13 protein-coding genes are annotated in these 17,305 nt (G+C 66.2%); 11 read left to right on the top strand and 2 right to left on the bottom strand.

All coding sequences use genetic code 11. The features are described from left to right. Positions 1–1,002: 1,002 nt before the first annotated feature. Positions 1,003–1,485, bottom strand: a complete 483-nt coding sequence (locus tag AB0C87_RS08405) for a hypothetical protein (protein WP_360576932.1) — start codon at positions 1,483–1,485, stop codon at positions 1,003–1,005. A 462-nt stretch (positions 1,486–1,947) separates the two neighbouring features. On the opposite strand from AB0C87_RS08405, the gene AB0C87_RS08410 reads away from it, so the two are divergent. The 6 genes from AB0C87_RS08410 to AB0C87_RS08435 all read left to right on the top strand — a co-directional run bounded on the left by AB0C87_RS08410 (position 1,948) and on the right by AB0C87_RS08435 (position 10,218). Continuing rightward, positions 1,948–2,943, top strand: coding sequence for a helix-turn-helix transcriptional regulator (locus AB0C87_RS08410; RefSeq protein ID WP_360576933.1), 996 nt, complete (start codon positions 1,948–1,950; stop codon positions 2,941–2,943). A gap of 26 nt (positions 2,944–2,969) precedes the next feature. After that, positions 2,970–4,766 carry a S9 family peptidase gene (locus AB0C87_RS08415; RefSeq protein WP_360576934.1) on the top strand — a complete coding sequence of 599 codons (1,797 nt, stop codon included), beginning with the start codon at positions 2,970–2,972 and terminating at the stop codon, positions 4,764–4,766. 54 nt (positions 4,767–4,820) lie between these two features. Further along, on the top strand, positions 4,821–6,017 hold the full coding sequence (locus AB0C87_RS08420; RefSeq protein ID WP_360576935.1) for an MFS transporter: 1,197 nt from the start codon (positions 4,821–4,823) through the stop codon (positions 6,015–6,017). Positions 6,018–6,089: 72 nt separating this feature from the next. Next, positions 6,090–7,088: a helix-turn-helix transcriptional regulator gene (locus tag AB0C87_RS08425; protein ID WP_360576936.1), complete on the top strand. Its 999-nt coding sequence runs from the start codon at positions 6,090–6,092 to the stop codon at positions 7,086–7,088. A 267-nt stretch (positions 7,089–7,355) separates the two neighbouring features. Beyond that, complete coding sequence (locus tag AB0C87_RS08430; protein ID WP_360576937.1) at positions 7,356–9,359, top strand: DUF4041 domain-containing protein; 2,004 nt, start codon at positions 7,356–7,358, stop codon at positions 9,357–9,359. 295 nt (positions 9,360–9,654) lie between these two features. Then, positions 9,655–10,218, top strand: a complete 564-nt coding sequence (locus AB0C87_RS08435; protein WP_360576938.1) for a hypothetical protein — start codon at positions 9,655–9,657, stop codon at positions 10,216–10,218. Positions 10,219–10,249: 31 nt separating this feature from the next. On the opposite strand, the gene AB0C87_RS08440 is transcribed toward AB0C87_RS08435, so the two are convergent. Next, the gene (locus tag AB0C87_RS08440; protein WP_360576939.1) at positions 10,250–10,462 is read right to left on the bottom strand and encodes a DNA-binding protein; all 213 of its coding nucleotides are present in this window, start codon (positions 10,460–10,462) and stop codon (positions 10,250–10,252) included. 520 nt (positions 10,463–10,982) lie between these two features. On the opposite strand from AB0C87_RS08440, the gene AB0C87_RS08445 reads away from it, so the two are divergent. The 5 genes from AB0C87_RS08445 to AB0C87_RS08465 all read left to right on the top strand — a co-directional run bounded on the left by AB0C87_RS08445 (position 10,983) and on the right by AB0C87_RS08465 (position 17,304). Next, positions 10,983–11,315: a hypothetical protein gene (locus tag AB0C87_RS08445; protein ID WP_360576940.1), complete on the top strand. Its 333-nt coding sequence runs from the start codon at positions 10,983–10,985 to the stop codon at positions 11,313–11,315. 10 nt (positions 11,316–11,325) lie between these two features. Continuing rightward, entirely contained in the window at positions 11,326–13,116 is a 1,791-nt protein-coding gene (locus tag AB0C87_RS08450; RefSeq protein ID WP_360576941.1) for a hypothetical protein, read from the top strand. Positions 13,117–13,539: 423 nt separating this feature from the next. Beyond that, positions 13,540–14,463, top strand: coding sequence for a DUF2637 domain-containing protein (locus AB0C87_RS08455; protein ID WP_360576942.1), 924 nt, complete (start codon positions 13,540–13,542; stop codon positions 14,461–14,463). Then, positions 14,460–16,415, top strand: a complete 1,956-nt coding sequence (locus tag AB0C87_RS08460) for a toprim domain-containing protein (protein ID WP_360576943.1) — start codon at positions 14,460–14,462, stop codon at positions 16,413–16,415. Before AB0C87_RS08455 ends, AB0C87_RS08460 begins: the two co-directional genes overlap by 4 nt. 1 nt (position 16,416) lies before the next feature. Next, on the top strand, positions 16,417–17,304 hold the full coding sequence (locus AB0C87_RS08465; RefSeq protein WP_360576944.1) for a hypothetical protein: 888 nt from the start codon (positions 16,417–16,419) through the stop codon (positions 17,302–17,304). Position 17,305 lies beyond the last annotated feature (1 nt).

Raw genomic sequence — 17,305 nt, forward strand, 5'->3', positions numbered from 1 at the left:
TTGCAGATACGAAGTAGCACGGCCACAAAGGGCCACCACAAGGTGGTGGCCCCAACCCCGCGTGCGCGGGGGAGCACATGAACTGATCTGATGGAGCCGATCGACGAGTGGACCGCAGGTGGACATCGGCGGCGTTCTGGTCGCTGAGGTCGAACGGGGAATGTCCGACCGCGGCGCACAGTAGGCCGGCCCCCGGCGGAGACGCGCCCCTCGGCCAGACGACGCCTGGCCGAGGGGTCGGCAGCGGGAGCCTTCCCCGTTACTGTGCCTAAGCGATCTGCTCGAGCTTCTGAGACACGCTTGGCTCAGGCCGTCGACGCTGGATCGCGACAGGGCTGGTCGCTCGGATCCAGGACACGCCGACCTTGCTCGTGAGTGCCTCGGCATTGAGGGAACGGCCATGTGCGACTGGACTGTTGACGACACCGTCCACCGGGTCCCTGAGACCGGCGATCAGGAAGCTGGCCCTGCTACGGGTGGAGCGAGTCGTGTCCGCGCAGCTCGGTTCGCGAAGCCCGGACAGACTGCCGAGAGGACTGTGGGAGACCTCTGTTTCCCCGCTTGGGGCGGTGAGCGAGCCTCTGTGGAATCGCTGGCTACTCGTCCCGTAAGGGACGTGTGAGGTGCGTGCCAGAGCGTTCATGGAATCCTCCGATCGTTTGCTGACGAGCCACAATGAAACCTTGGGAATTCGAGCTGTTAAATGAGGAGAACGTTCGCTGGGCACAACTGACCAGCAGTGCGATGCGGCTGCTGAGCGCTGAGGGCACCGCAGGAGACCCCGGTCCAGGGGTGTAGGCCCGGGGTGTCGCTGCTGGCTACTTGTGCTGATTGGTAAGGAACACTCGCTGGCAGGCGGGTCCTGTAAGGAGAGGTTGGCTACCTATCACCCATCCAAAGATGGAAGGCAGGTGAACGCGGCACCGCACCGATGATCCCGGCTGGCCTCCCCGTCCCCGGAACGGAGAAAGCCAGGTGGGGTACCCATGCTGGTCGCCGTCCTTAACTAGGAGGACGTTCGCCTGGTGTCTCTTGATCACCGGATCCACTGTTTGCCCAGCTGAGGGTTCGGAGCCTGGCAACTGCCTGATCGCGGGTGAGGAGATCGAGGTTGTGGCAGGGCGGGTGCTGGGGCCCCTCGGTGGTGACGAAGTGAGTGGGGCCGTACGGCCAGGGACCGTTGAACAGCGCGATGAGGTCTGTCGAAGGCTGGCCTTCGAGTGTCTGGTGGACGACGTCAGCGTCGTCCCCTGGTGTCGCCAGCCAGAGCACTGGCGGTTGCTCCACCATGCCTGCGGCAGTGGTGGCGGAAGCCCTGCTCTCAAGGTGCTCGATCGCATCTTCGAGGGTGTCGGTGATGTGCACGACGGGCGCCACGTGCATCGGAATTGGGAGGGAGGTGGCGCCGAGTAGGCGCTCCAGGTCGGGACGCACGATGACGACATCGCATCCTTCTGCGCCACGGGCCAGGGTGTCGACCAGCACGGTCCGAAGCAGACGTTGGGCGCCAGGGCCGATGACGCCGGCTCCCTGGGGGTGGCTGAAGGCTCGCGCCAGGAACGGGTCAGGGGCAGATCCACCGCACGCGCACTGGTTGAGTCCCGGTGTGGTGAGGCGGATGAGCCACTGGATCATGGGTGAGTGGGTGGCCTTGCGTAGACGGTTCATTCTCGCTCCGGTCGATCGGCGGCGGGGCACCCTGATCAAACCGGGTTCTGCCAGCTCACAGGCCTGATCGAAACGCCTCATGGTGGTAAGTGACCAGGGTTCGGTGGCCCAATTCAGGGGTGCTGGCCTCTAGGAGACCGCCTTCGGTGACAGCTCTGGAGAGTCCCAGCTGTAGGGGCTGGCTGCCGGTGGTCACTTTGCTCGTTGACGCCAAACGCTCATCGGCCAGCTTGTAACGCTATTCACTCGTGTCGATACTCTCTGTCATGGGAGGTGTGAGTGAGTACCGAGCTCGAACAGACGGCCACCAGGCTGTTGAAGGGCATCGTCGCCGAGGATCTGCTCGTCCCTTACGCCCAGCTGCTCGGCTCGGACGGGTGTCTGCCATCCGAGGCCGCCGAGGTGCTCGGCGGTCCGCAAGTCGTCGAGGCATTGAAGGAGGCTGGGCTGGCCTATGTCATGCCGCTGGGGCTGGCGGTTCCTGCGCGGCTCGTCGCCACCGCGCCGGACCTGGCCCTCCAAGGGGCGCTTGCCGCGCTTTCTCGCAAGCTGGTCGATGACCAACAACGGCTGCTGGACGGTCAGCGGCGCATGGTCGACATGCACCCCTTCCCCGGCGTGATGGAAGGCCAGGCCGATCAATTGGTGCGGATCCTCACAGACCGCACCGAGATCACAGACACCTCACGCTCACTGCTGGGAACCGCAAGACGGCACTGGTTGACCTTGGAGAACTTCGCCATGGAACGGCCGCTGGAAGAACTGGCTGGAATGCCTCCCCTTCCCGCGTTCGAAGGCAACGTTTTGAGCCGGACCATCTACCAGGCGTCCTGTGCCGAACACCCTGTCGGCGCCAAGATCATCCGAATGCACGCTGAGGCTGGTGAAGAGGCCAGGATCCTGCCCGAGATCGGCATGAAGATGAAGCTGGCCGACGAGGCCGTGGCGCTGCTGCCGCTGACTCCGACCGGATTGCCCGGTGCCCTGCTGATCAAGTCGCCGGTGATCGTCGCCGCCTTGCGTGAGTACTTCGAACTGTTGTGGCAGCGCGCGGTTCCGCTGGGAGAGGCCGAGCCCCAGTTGCCGCTCAAGCCGATCCAGATGTCGATCCTGCGGATGCTGGCGCAGGGGATGACCGATGACGGGATCTCGCGGCGGATCGGGCTGAAGACCAGCAGCGTGCGGCGCCACGTCAGCGCGATCAGCAAAGAACTCGGCACCACCAGCCGTGTCGCTATGGGCGCCGCAGCCGCCCGCCGCGGCTGGGTCAAATAACACGATGCGTCTGGAGCACATTAGCGATGCCCGACTACCTGGACTTCGTCCCCACCGAGCGCTTCCGCGGGCAAGTGGCCCTGTCCTCGGATGCCGAGACCGTGGCCTACTGCAGTAACGCCGGAGGAACTTTCGACGTATGGACGATTCCGACCGTCGGCGGGGCACCGCACCGGCTGACCCGGCTCGAAGGCCAGGCGGCGTGCCAGCTCGCATGGTGGCCGGATGACAAGGGCCTGGTCTTCACTGCCGACCGCAACGGCGATGAGCAGTACCGCATCTACCGCATCGGTACAGACGGCGAGGAGCTCACTGAGATCAGCGCCGGTCCGGACTGTCAGCGAGTCTTGGCGGACACCCCATTCGGCGCGGAGGGCCGGTATCTCCTCTTCGCGGCCAACGACCGTGACCGCACTGTGCAGGACATTCTCGTCCGGGACCTGTCGGACGACACTGAACGCCGGATCGTTCCTCCGGACGGGGTCAACTTCACCCCTGCCAGCATGTCGCCCGACGACCGGTGGCTGCTGGCGGCCGGCGTTCGGTCTAACACTGACGTCGCCATCTATCTCATCGACCTCACCTATCCCGACCTCGACGCCGTGTGCGTTACCGCTGAGCATGGGAGCGGCTACTTCGCCCCGGGACCGTGGACACCAGACTCGACCGCCTTCTACCTGTCCACCGATGTCTGGGGCGAGTTCACCGCCATTGGCCGGTACACCCTGACCGATGCCTCGATGCAACGCATCAGCTCCGACGACTGGGACGTCGAGCACATCGAAGCCGCCGGCGAGATGCTCGTCTGGTCCCTCAACCAAGGAGGACGTTCCGTGCTGCGCGCCACGCGGAACGGAAGCGAACTCGCGCTCGCGGACCTCCCGCAGGGGGTCATCGACGCGATCGCACTCAGCCCGGACGGGGAACAGATCGTCCTGGAGATTGACACCCCGACACGACCCAGCGAGCTCGGGGTCCTCGACCCGGGGGGTGGGTTCCGGTACCTCACCGACACCCGGCCACCCGCAGTTCAGGTGATCGATCCAGTCGAGCCCGACCTGATCACCTACTCGTCCTCCGGCGGACGCCGCATACACGCTCTGCTCTACCGGCCGAGCACCTCAGGCCCGCATCCGGTCGTGCTCTCGGTCCACGGCGGTCCAGAAGCCCAGGAACGTCCCGAGTACGCCTATGCCGGCCTCTACCAGTACCTCCTTCACGAGGGCGTCGCGGTGCTGGCACCTAACATCGCCGGCTCCACGGGTTACGGCCTCACCCACCAAAAGCTCATCTACCGCGACTGGGGTGGGATCGATCTGGTCGACCTCGATCACGCGGTTCGCCACCTGACCACGCTTCCCGGCATCGACGCCGACCGCATCGCCGTCATGGGGGGCTCCTACGGAGGCTTCGCCGCCCTGTCCTGCCTGTCTCGGTTGCCCTATCGATGGGCGGCCGGGGTGTCGTTCTGCGGCCCCTCCAACCTGGTCACTCTCGCTCGGGCCTGCCCGCCCACCTGGCGGCCCACCGTCGACGCTGTCCTGGGCAACCCCGACACCGACGCCGAACACCTCACGCGCCGGTCGCCGATCACCTACGCCGACGCCATCACCGCACCACTGCTGGTCCTCCAGGGCGCCCATGATCCGCGCGTTCCGCAGGACGAGTCCGACCAGATCGTCACCAGGCTTCGAGCACGCGGCATCGACGTGCGCTACGACATCTATCCCGATGAGGGCCATGGGTTCAGCAACCGCGCCAACGAGATCAAGGCCTACGGAGACATCGCCCAGTTCCTCCTCACACACCTGATGAGAAAGTAGATGGGCTCAGTGTCGGGATTTCTATCGCCCCTCACCTTGTTCCGAGACCCGTCCGTGGCGCCCCTGTTCATCTCCCGCATCGTCTCCAGCGCGAGCGTCGGGTTCGGACAACTTGCCCTGGCCTGGGGCGTCATGGATCTGGGCTATGGCGCCCGAGGCCTGTCTCTGGTTATGGCCTGTAACGCGTTCCCGGCCCTGCTCATCATCTGCGGCGGAGTCGCGGGGGACCGCTTCCGCCGGCACTACGTCCTCATGGGAGCCGAGACGTTGGCCTGCCTTTCCTGGCTTGCGATCGGCGCCGCGCTTTTCACCGGTAGAGCGCCCCTGGCGCTGCTGTGTGCGCTGGCCGCCGTCGGCGGCGTCGCGACCGCACTGTTCCTGCCCACGCTCCGCGGCATCATCGCCGATCTCCTCGACTCGCCGAACCGGCCAGCCGGCAATGCGCTGATCAACCAGACCCAGTCGATAGGCCTGCTCATCGGGCTCGTCTCGTCCGGGGCCATGGTCACTGCGGTCGGCCCAGCATGGTCTGCCTCGATGCGAGGTGTCCTGTGCGGGCTCAGCGTCGTACTGCTCAGCCGCCTTGCGACTTCTCGTCCCAGCGAACCCGGCACTGGACCGCTCCGAGACCTGCGGACCGGATGGCGCGAGTTCGGAGCACGCCCATGGGTGTGGATCATGACCTTGCAGTACACGGCGATCACCACTGCGGTGGTCTGCTACACCAAGATCGCTGGTCCGCTCTATGCCATCGACGGGCATGGCGGCGCCTGGTCTTGGGGCATCATCAGTGCCTGCGAACCTCTCGGGGCCGTGATGGGTGCATTGGTCGGCGCCCGCTGGCGTCCCGGCTGGCCCATGTCGGCGGCCGCGCTGTTGCCCGTGTCGGTCGCATTTCCCATGCTCCTAATGGGAAGCGGAGCCCCGTGGCCGTCGATCGCCGCAGCAGCCGTCGTGCCCGGAGTACTCCAAGCCGTCTACTACGTTCTGTGGGCTACTGCCCTGCAGGAGCGGATCGCGCTGGACGTACTAGTCCGTGTTAACAGCTGGAACATGGTCGCCAGCTATCTCCTCATGCCACTGATCATGCTGGTGTCCGGACGACTGGCGACCATCCTGGGGGCCGAGGCGCTCGCGTTCTGGTCGGGAACCACGGCGATAGTTGCAACGCTCTCCGCGCTGATCGGACTCCGACTGGTCGCCGGGAGAGAGAATTCTTCGAAGATCGAAACAAAAGAGGCTATGGCGTAAGTCCATCATGTCTGCTTCCAGCGAAGGAGCGGGTTCAGATCTCGGCTCAAACACTCGACCTTAGGCTGCTGCATGCGCTCTCTCGAAGAGAAGACCGTTCGACTGCTTGGCGGAGTCGTTGAAGCGCAAACTCTTCGTCTATATCTCCGCCTCCTCGTCGCAGATGGCTGTCCGGCGGTTGAGGCCGCAGACCTCCTCGGGGGCGTGGATGAGGTAGAGACCCTGATCCACGCCGGAATGGCCCAGGTCCGCGAACCGGCAGTTGGCTTGCCGGCTCGCCTGATGCCCGTTCCGATGGACGTGGTCCTGCAGCACACGCTCGTCGGTCTCGCTCGGAAGGCGCTGGCCGATTATGAAAGACTTCTGGGCGGTTACCAGCGTATGTGTGCCCTCGCTTCCTCCACACGCGAAGAGCCGGATGCGTCGGTAGGGCAGTTGGCGCGGCTCATCACCGACACCGACGAAGTCAGCAGACTGACCAGCACGCTCCTAGGCTCAGTTCAGCGCGAGTGGTTGACCCTAAGCAACTATGCGCCGACAGAACCAATGGATGGAGCTGGCATCACTGCGACTCCCTCTCCAGTTGGTCGCGGTGCTCGATGTAGGGCCATCTACGACGGCGATCTCTTGGCGGAGGAAGTCGCGCGCGACAAGATGGAATCAATAGCCGAGACCGGGATCGAAGTTCGGATCCTTCCTCGTATTCGCATGAGTCTGGGGCTCGCCGACGAGGGTGTTGCGCTCCTTCCCCTCACCTCCTCTGAAACGTCCGGGGTGCTGCTCGTTCAGTCCTCGGTGATCGTGGGTGCGCTCTGGGAGTACTTCGAACTACTTTGGGAGAGGGCCATTCCATACGGGGGAAGTGGGGTCAACAGGAAAGGTTTACCGGAGATTCAGGTGAAAATCTTGCGCCTCCTGGTCCAGGGGTTACCAGACGACACCATCGCTCAACAGGTGAATCTAAGCCTGACCACGGTCCGTCGCCACATCAAGGCACTTCGAGAGAATCTCGATATCAAAACACGTTTCCAGCTCGGCGTGATCGCCGTCCAGCACGGCCTGGTGGACTGACTGTCAAGTCGCCACGAGATGACCATCCGTATGCCCGGTGAGGCTGCCGGACTGACGGACCCGCACCCGAATGACCAAGATCGGCGTCCGAACTCGGAGGCTTCGGCGGCGGAGGCGGCGCTTAGCGGCATGTAAACCGATACCACTACCGGGCCGTCCCAGGAATGTCGGGTGCTCCCCTCGACGAGTTCAAGTCAGCGGCGAAGCGGGGGTCGTGACGTTAGATCGAGGCCCTCGTTTCGTCTGAGATGGCGCTGCGAGGAAGTGATGACACTGCAGGAGATCCCGCACCCGGACTACATCGGGGCCGAGGTAGAGCCAGGTGACGCTGAGCGGGCCATGCGCCTGTTGAGGTTTTTCCTCAAGGACGGCGAGAGGGTGCTGGCTCTCGCGACGACCGTCAAGGCGCTTCCGACGCTCACGCATATCGCCGTCACTGGACGTCGGGTCCTTGGATTCTGCCTTGCCGAACTCGCGCAAAAGGGACCACTCCAGGAGAGCGAGATCGGGGCGATCGCCTCCGTGGAAACACGGAAATCTTACAAGCAGCGGTGGTTCTTCGTGATCACGGATCGGGCGGGCGCCGAGGTTGATTTCGGCGACGTACACGATCAGGACGCGCCGCTACTCGCCCAGGTCGTCCAAGATCTCGTCGGGGGACCGCCCCTGCAAGGGGCCGCCGTCCCGGAACTGCGCATGCTCGCAGCCGACATGGGGACACCTACCCCGCCGCCGGCCGCCCCCGTCCTGGGACCGCCCGCGCCCATGCCTGCTCCGACCATGCCTCACCCCACCGGATGGCAGTACAACCCGCCGCCGACCTGGCCCGCGCCGCCCCCAGGCTGGACGCCGCCACCCGGTTGGATGCCCGATGCCAGTTGGCCGCCCGTGCCGCCTGGCTGGCAGTTCTGGTCACCCGCGTCGGTGCAGACCTCACCGCCTGCAAGTATCCCGCCGCCAATGCCGAGCCAGGAGGTGGTCAGGCCACCTGCTCCCCAGCCTGCCGGATCTGCGCCACCTCCGCACGGGCCTTCCGGCGGATCCAGAGGGAGGGCGGGGTTCGGCACCCGCAAACAACGGATCGAAGAACTTGAGACCGAGAATGCCGAGTTGCGCGGATGGCTGGAGCGGCTCGGGGGCCTGGACGCTCCCGCGGTAGCGGCAGAACTGGAGAGTCTGCGCGGCGAGGTCGCCGATGCGAAGCGCAAGCGCACGGAGCTGCGTGCCGAGTTGCGGCGGATCCGCGGTTCGATCGTCGAGACCGAGGACCTGGCCCTTCTGCAGGAGGCGGGCGTCTACGAGTACCAGCATCCGCTGGCCGACGTCGTCGCCTACAAAGCCGAGCTGGCCAAGGTGAAGGACCGCATCAAGGCCATGGCCCGGGCGGGCAAGGCGGTCGTCGGAGCCACGAACTGGACGGTGAACGGTTCGGCGGCTCAGGGCGGCAAGATGGTGCGGGACTTCTCCAAGCTGATGCTGCGCGCCTACAACGCCGAGGCCGACAACCTCGTCAGGACGATGCGCCCCTACAAGCTGCAGTCGGCGATCGAGCGGCTCGACAAGAGCGCCCAGACGATCGAGCGGCTTGGCAAGACCATGGACATCCGGGTCAGCAGGGACTACCGCGCGATCCGCGTCAAGGAGTTGCGTCTGACCGCGGACCATCTGGCCAAGGCCGAGGAGGAGAAGGAGCGCGTCCGGGCCGAGCGTGAGCGGCAGCGTGAGGAGGAGAAGGCCCGCAAGGAGTTCGAGCGCGAGAAGGCCCGCTTGCTCAAGGAGCGCTCACACGTGGAATCGGCGCTCGCGCGCCTGGAGGCGAACGGGAACGCCGAGGGTGCTGCCGATCTGCGGGCCAAGCTCGCCGACGTGGACTCGGCCATTTCCGACGTAGAGGGTCGTGCCGCCAACGTCCGCGCCGGCTACGTGTACGTCATCTCCAACATCGGCGCGTTCGGCGAGCGCATGGTGAAGATAGGGATGACGCGGCGCCTGGAGCCGATGGACCGGGTACGCGAACTGGGCGACGCGTCGGTGCCGTTCCGATTCGATGTCCACGCGCTCATCTTCAGCGACGACGCCGTTGGTCTGGAGAACAAGCTCCATCAGGAGTTCTCCGAACGTCGCGTCAACCAGGTCAACCTCCGCAGGGAGTTCTTCTACGCGACGCCCGCCGAGGTCCGAGAGGTCCTCGAGCGCATCGCGGGCAACCATCTCCTGGAGTACAACGAGACACCCGAGGCTCTCGAGTACCGCGCCGGCAAACCTGCCTGAGGAGATGTGTAGAGCCCCGCTGGGGCAGTGAAGAAGGGAGTGCGTCGAGACGGCTGCAACAAGCCTCGGCGCACGCCCTCCCTGCTTCCGAAACCGGCAGGGAGTGCCCGTCTGCTGTCATCGAGGTCGCCAGGACGGACACGCCGACGGGCTAGCTGGCCATCGGCGGCATCGCCAGGCAGTATGGAGCGCAAACAGTCTTATCTCACTTCAGTGAGCGTTGAGACTGTGGACTGTCCCCGACGAAAGGAGAGCCGCATGTTCGGATCCGCCTCGATGCTGGAGAGCACCACACATGGACGATCACGAGACCCGTACGAACGAGGACATCGAGCGACTCGCTGGCGAGTTGCATGAGCGTGTCCGGGACCTCAACCATCTGACCCAAGACTCACCGGGGCTCTCCGAGCCGGCAGCCGCGTACACGGTTCTGGGGAACCTGGCTCAGACCTCATTCCGCCTGGCGCAGACGGCTGAGCAGATCGACGCGTTCCTGACGAGGGAACTGGATGCCGGACGGCTCGGGCATGACCAGAGCGGAGACCCGACCCCCGCCGTGACTGCGGCACACAACGCGCTGGGGCGGGCGGCTGAACAGGCTGCCGATCTCGGTGACACCTTCCGGCGTGCGGCGAGCGCGCTCGCTCCCATCCACGTCGTGGACACCGGCGAGAAGCAGTCCCTTGCGCAGGGGGCTGAGGCAAGGACTGACGATCGTGAGGCGGCGCAGGTGGAGCCCGCGAAGAAGGACTTCCCCAACCCGATTGGTGACGTCCTGTCGAATCCCTGTGGCACCGACGCGGTTCCGCCCGAGCTTCGGTCCCCGCCGCAGGTACCGCACCCACGCCGGGAACGTTGACCCAGGGCGTCCTCGAGCGGCCCCGCGGCCGTTAGGCGTCGTCGCTGGCGCGGAACGATAGGCCGTGTTCCCGGAGGGCTTGGCACAACGCCTTGATCGCGTTGGGGCCCATCCCGTGCAGTGCAGCAATGTCGTCTGCCCTGGCCTGGGCGAGTTGGGTGAGGCTGCTGTAGCCGGCGGCCGCCAATGCTCGCCGGGCCGGGGCGGCGAGCTTGGGCAGGGCCGCTGCTGGCTCAGTGCTCATCGGTCGTCTCCTGTGGCGCTGTCGATCAAAAGAGTTGCTGCAGCACGGAATCCAGCATGGGCCGACACGATGATCGCCGGAAGTGCCTTACCAAAGGGTTCCAGCGATTGCGGGGAGACGGAACCCAAGCAGCCGAGCTTCGGGTCGAGCGGCTGAGACCGGTCGTCTGAATTAGCTCGGGTTGCCCGACGGTACCGGGGGCGTCCGCCAAGAGTGGGATGACGATTCTTCGTTCTCCACGCTCCGACTAGATCTGCCTTGGTGGGGTCGCCCTTGCAGGTCCTTACCCAGCAGTGCTGGACAGGTCCATGAGCCGTCCGCCGGAGGGCGGCGGGCGCGGGGCAAGAAATGGAAATCCTAAGGATTTGGTGTGTGGACCGGGCGCGGTCCACAGCGAGCGGACGGATCGAGCGCGATCCGGGGGAGGGTGATGACCGAGGACGGGGGCAGCGACTCGTCGCGGAGGAGCGAGACTCGCCGGAACCGAAGGACGCATCAAACGCCGCGGCGAGGGCGTGCGTTGTTCGTCGCGTTGTCCGAGGACGAGCACGCTCTACTGGTGACGGCGGCGCAGCGGGAACGGCTGGCGACGGGGGCGTGGGCGGCTCAGGTCCTGTTGGCCGTGGCAAGTCAGGGCGAGCATGCCGACTATGTCGAGCTGCGAGAAGCTCTGGCGGCGGTGATGCACGCGGCGGGGCAGGCCCGGCGGATCGGAGTGAACCTCAACCAGGTCGTGGCAGCGCTGCACGCGGGGGATCCGCCGGCTCAGCTCCAGTGGTACGCCGAGGCGGCGGCGCGGACAGTGCGCAAGCTCGATGACCTGGCAGACGAGCTGAGGCGCAGCCTTCCTTGATGGGCGAGCAGTGATCGGGAAGGTTCTGCGGGGAAAACGGGTCCAGGGCTTGATTCGGTACCTGTACGGGCCCGGACGGCGCGGGGAGCACCGCGATCCGCACATCGTGGCGGGCTTCCGAACCCCAGCCGAACTGGAGCCCGCGCTCCGGCCGGACGGCAGCCGGAACTTTCGTCACCTGGACGGCTTGCTGAATCAGCCGCTGGCGTTACTGGGGGAGCGCAACTACCGCAAGCCGGTGTGGCATCTGTCCCTGAGGGCGGCACCGGAAGACCCCATTCTGAGCGACCGGCAATGGGCAGAGGTCGCCGAGGCGGCCATGGCTCGCACCGGGCTGGCGCCGGACGGAGACGAGGACGCCGTCCGCTGGATCGCGGTTCGTCATGCCGATGACCACATCCACGTCGTCGCCACTCTCGCCCGTCCGGACGGGACACGACCAAAGGTATGGAACGACGGGTATCGGATTCGGGATGCCTGCCGGGCGATGGAGCGGAAATTCGGGTTGCGGTCCACGGCCCCGGCGGACCGGACGGCGGCGCGGCGGCCCAAGCGCGCCGAGACCGAGAAGGCAGCGCGGATCGGACGCGGTGAGTCTGCTCGCGCTGTGCTTCGGCGGCGGGTCGCCACCGCGGCGGCGGGAGCACGGACCGAAGCGGAGTTCTTCGCTGCCATGGGAGCTGAGGGCGTCTTGGTGCGCCTGCGTCACAGCACGCAGTTCTCCGGGGAGGTCACCGGTTACGCCGTTGCTTTGCCAGACGATCTGGGATCGTCCGGGCAGCCTGTGTGGTTCGGCGGCGGGAAGCTGGCAAGCGACCTCACCCTGCCCAGACTCCGTCGCCGATGGGCCCCAGAGCAGGTCGATCGTCCGGGGGCTCGTCCGCCGTCCGGACGGCATCTGTCAGCGCGGACGACGCGCGCCGTGTTGCGGACGACCGTCCGCCGCGCGGCGGACGAGGCGCGGACGCCCGCCGACTTCCTCGAGCTGTTGGAACGCCACGGTCTGCTCGTCCGCCCTCGTTACAGCCGGCTCGATCCCGAAAAGCTCACCGGCTACGCCGTAGCGCTTCCCGGTGGTGAGGAGCCCGACTGGTATTCCGGCGGCCAGCTCGCCGACGACCTCACCCTCCCGCGCATTAGGCAACGCTGGAGCCCATCAGGGCCGGGCGCCGAGGGTGGTGCTTCTCCGAGGGATGATCTGACGCCAGAGGAACGCCAAGCCTTCTATGACGATGCGGCTCGTGCCGCCGCCTACGCCACCTCCCACATGCGCAGGTATCTGGCCACCAATCCCTACGCGGCCGAGGACGCTTGCTGGGCTGCATCCGACGTCTTGCACGTGGCCGCCAGAGCTACCGGCAACCGACACCTGGGTTATGCCGCTGACTCCTACGAGCGTGCCGCCCGCTCGCCCTACGGCCGCATCTCTCACCCCACCTCAGCGGGCAATGCCCTGCGCTCTGCTGCTCGTCTCCTGGCGCTGACCGGAAACCAGAACCACACCACCGTCTCGATCCTCGTCTTGGCCAGTCGGCTAATCGCACTCCTCGAAACCATCACCCAGATCCGCTTCCTGCAGCAGCGCCAGGCGCAGGCGGACGCGGCTCGTCGAGCAAGACAACACCTCGGCCGCGTGACCGACAGTTCAGTTCCGTGGCTCGAAACCGCGGCCCAGCCAACCCCAGCTCGCCTTGCCATGGCCGCCTTCCCAACACCTTGGACTCCTGCGACCGCCGACACACACGGCAGACGGACGTCCAGTACACCGCTGCGGCAGGAGGGCCAACGGCACAGCCCATGAGCCCTTGGCATCACCCAAAAAAGTCACAACACGCCGGACGCTCCCTGTAGTTGACCGATGCCTATGAGTGATGCATCTTCATCCTCGAAGGCTTTAGTTGATAATGCGCTGGGCTGACATCACCGGGGGAGCGATGGGGATGCAGGCATCGACCATGCAGGTTGAGCTGGAGGAACGGCGCGCCCGTCTGCTCCGGCTGCGCTACGAGCTGAGACGGCTGGGGCTCAGAGTACGAGTCCGAAAGCCGCGCAACGGACGCTGGTGCCTGCGCATCCGGCACAACGGATGGTCCGAGACCGTCCTGTGCGCTGGAGCTGACGGCGTCTACGCCTACGTCACCGCTCACGGCCGTCTCTTGGGCACTACGGCTGAGCCTCGGTACGTCGCCCAACTGGTGCTCTGGATGGTCGAAAGGCGGCGGCGGTGACCTGGCTGAAGCGACCCCGAGCCATGGTTACGGGCGACAGTCGAAACGACATCGTCCGGACGCACCCGGAGCCAGGCGTTGTCAGGTGGGCGGCAGCCGGTATCGCACCGCTGATAGCTGCGCTGGCGATCCTCGGAGGCCTTGGCTCCTTCACCACCATCCGGCAGATGGCCGAGCCGCACTTCAAGGGGCTCGCCTGGATCGTCCCCGTCGGGATGGACGTAGGCATCCTGATCCTGCTGGCCTGGGACTTGCTGATGGAGTACCTCGACCTGCCGTGGCCGGTCCTTCGCTTGGTCGCCTGGCTCTACATCGCCGGCACCGTCCTGGTGAACGTGTCCGCCGCACACGGAGAGTTCGCGGGCAGCCTCATGTACGCGGCCATGCCCGTCTTGTTCATCACGGTGATCGAAGGCGTGCGGCATCTGATCCGACGGTGGGTCGGGTTGGCCTCGGCCCGCCGAGTGGAGCGAGTGCCGATGGCTCGCTGGGTACTCGCGCCCGCTTCCAGCCTCCTGCTGTGGCGACGGATGGTCCTCTGGCACATCACCGAGTACCAACAGGGCCTCGAACTGGAGCGCCAGCACCTGGAGGCCGTCTCGCGACTGCAGCAGGAGTACGGCAGGTGGTCGTGGCGATGGCAGGCACCGCTGGCCGAACGGCTGGCTCTCAACCGGCCGCCTGCATCTCCCACCTCACACGCGCCCGGCAACGAGAGCGCACCAGAAGACCGGTACGACGAAGAGGTACTGGCCATCGCTCGTCAGCTTCACCGCCAAGTGGAACGTGAAGGAGGCTCGTTCAGCCGGGACCGGCTTGGCCAGCGGCTGCGAGAGCTGGGCTTCAGCATGGCCAACTACCGGCTGACAGAGTTGATCGCCTTCGTCCGTGAAGAGTCCTCCGGCCGGGAGACGTCATGAGCGCCCCCTCGGAGGATGAGCCTCTCGCCCAGGAGGAGGAACAGCATCGCCAACTCGGCGTCCTCCACGGCATCGCCGAACACTCGGTCGGCCGCCTCGTGGACGGAAGCCTGGCGTGGGATGCCTGGCTCCGCGACGCGAGCCGGCACGGGCGCTACGGATTCATCAACACCCTGCTCATCCCAGCCCAGCGTCGCTCGGCGACCGACGTCCGCTCCTACGACGCATGGCAGGAGCACGGACGGCAAGTGCGCCGTGGCGAGACCGGCATCCGGATCATCTCCATGCGCGGTAACCCCCGCGCGGTCTTCGATGTCGAGCAGACCGACGGCGAGCCGATCGCAAAGGAGTCGTTCTCCCCGGCTGAAGCCCTGCAGAAGCTCTCTCGGCTGGCTGCCGACCTCGGCTTCTACCTAGACCGCGGGCAAGATTGGACCTACCTCGGGCGCGCGGGGCGACGAATCCAACTCGCTCCAGAACTCGACGAGGTCTCCGCAGCGACGCGGCTCGTGCACCAGCTCGCCCACGCCATTGGACCTGGCGGGCTCCTCGATGATTGCACCAGGAATGCTGCGCCGTGCCTGGGGGCGCGGCGCGTGTTCGCGGATTCGGTCGCTCACCTCGTCCTGGCCGACCTCGGACTGGACGTCTCACACCTTCGCTTCCCGCCGACGGAGCAATGGGCCGGGACGGACGCTCGGACGAACGCGTCTGCCGCGATCCGCGTCGTCGGCGACCAGGTTGTCAGAACGAGCACACGACTCCGACGACGCCTGCACGCGCTCGCCAGTCCGGTGACCAGTTCCGCCTCAACCTCAGCTGTCAGCCCTGCCGAGCGTTCTCCGACAACTGCAACACGAGACAACTCGGCCCTCCGAGCAGCGCTCAGAGACGCGCATCACTTCTACCGACGAGCCCTGCCAGGAAGCTGGGGCGCCAGCTACCTAGCGGACCGCGGCTTCAACGCCGTGGTCCAGGAACGATGGGAGCTCGGCCTCGCACCACGCCCCCGCCGTGCGCTGCTCCAACATCTGCGTGGTCTCGGACATCAAGACCAGACGATCATCGACGCCGGCCTGGCGAAAGAGAGAGACGGCGGCGAACTTCTCGACACGTTCCGGGACCGAGTTCTGTTCCCGCTCCGAGACCGAACCGGAGAGATCATCGGCTTCATCGGTCGCCGACGTGACGAAGCCCCCGGACCGAAGTACCTCAACACACCCGACACGGCTCTCTTCCACAAGCGCGAAGTGTTGTTCGGCCTGCACGAAAGCCGCGCCCAGCTCGCGACCACCTGTCGTCCTCTCCTTGCCGAGGGGCCGCTCGATGCGATCGCGGTCAATGTCGCCCTACCGGCCGTCTACGCCGCGGTCGCTCCCTGCGGCACAGCGATCACCACCGCGCACGTCGAGGCGATCGCGGCACGCGCTGACGGGTCCACGTCCGGGCTGGTGATCGCGCTCGACGGGGACGATGCTGGACGAGCCGCAGCGGTCCGAGCCTGGCGCACCCTCCGCACGATCGCAGGGCCTATCGAAGCGGCTCTCCTTCCACCAGGCCGCGACCCGGGCGACCTCCTGTCCCCAGCGAGCCAGTTCGCCGTCCGCGAGGCGCTACTTTCCGTAATCCCCCTCGCTGACCTGGTCATAGATGAGAAAATCCAGCGGTTCGGGGGAGCGCTGGAGTTCGTTGAGTCCCGGTTGGCCGCCGCCCAAGCCGCCGCAGCCCAGATCGCTCAACTGCCACCCGACCAGATCGCTCGCCAGGTTGACCGCGTTGCGGCACGCACGGGCATAGACCCGGCAGACGTCACTGCACTGGTCGCCGGAGCGATCAGCCCGGACCTCGACCCGGGTGCCTCATCACCGCGGCCTCCACCCCCGCCCAGCAGAACCGCGGCGCGCAAGGCTCCTCGCCCACGGCCTCGCCGAAACCCCACCATCGGAGGATGACGTGAACCAGCAACACCCTGACCCGATCAACGAAGGCCTCCAGCACGGCGGACAGCGCCTCGTCCAGGTCGTCTCCGCAGCCGTCGGAGTTCAACAAGCGCTCGCCCATCGCCGGCATCAATTAAAGGTCGTCCAGCAGGCTCAGGACCAACAGGCTCAGCGTGAAGAGGCCAGAGCTCAAAGGGCAGCGATGTCCGAGGCCCGATCGCGCTGGGGGCGGGCCCACGACAGCGAATGGCTCCGCCAGGCGAACTTGCTCAAGGTAGCCGAGGCATGGGGAGCCGCCGTCCCGTACGCCTCGGGGAACGTCTCGGCGGCCCTCGCCGTGCGCAAATGCGAGGAACGGCTCCGCCGCCTTCATCCGCATGGCATGAGCCACTACGACCGCTTCCGCAGTGAAGGCATGGACTCGCTCGACGCCATGGCCCAAGCTGCACCCTTCTTCACGCGGGATCCAAACGTTCGCCCTGGCGACCCTGGGCCCCAACAACGAGAACTGCACGAAGGCACAGGCGCCGAATGGGCTGCACGAGCCCACGGGCCCGACCGCGGCGAGTGGGAGGAAGTCCGGCAAGAACTGCGCGCAAGCCAGATCGCGGACAAGCTGAGGACCAGCCTCAACCTTCAGGGACGTGAGCCTCAGCCTGAAGAGTTGCGCACGATCCTGGAGCTCACGACCAACCTGCCCGAACACATCATCCTCAAGGCCGTCCCGGCGACCCCTGGGCCGGACCCCAGTCGGGGCTCGGACGTGGAGCGGGCCGCTGAGGGCTTCCCTCTCTCCATCGACGAGGCACTGGAGATGAGCTCGAACCAACCCTTCGACGCCCCAGCCGCTCGCCGGACCCAGCCCCAGATCCCCGAGCGCAACCGCCGGCGGAACCTCTAAC

It is taken from the genome of Actinomadura sp. NPDC048021 (assembly GCF_040653135.1).
In the GTDB taxonomy this organism is placed as follows: Bacteria; Actinomycetota; Actinomycetes; order Streptosporangiales; family Streptosporangiaceae; genus Spirillospora; species Spirillospora verrucosospora.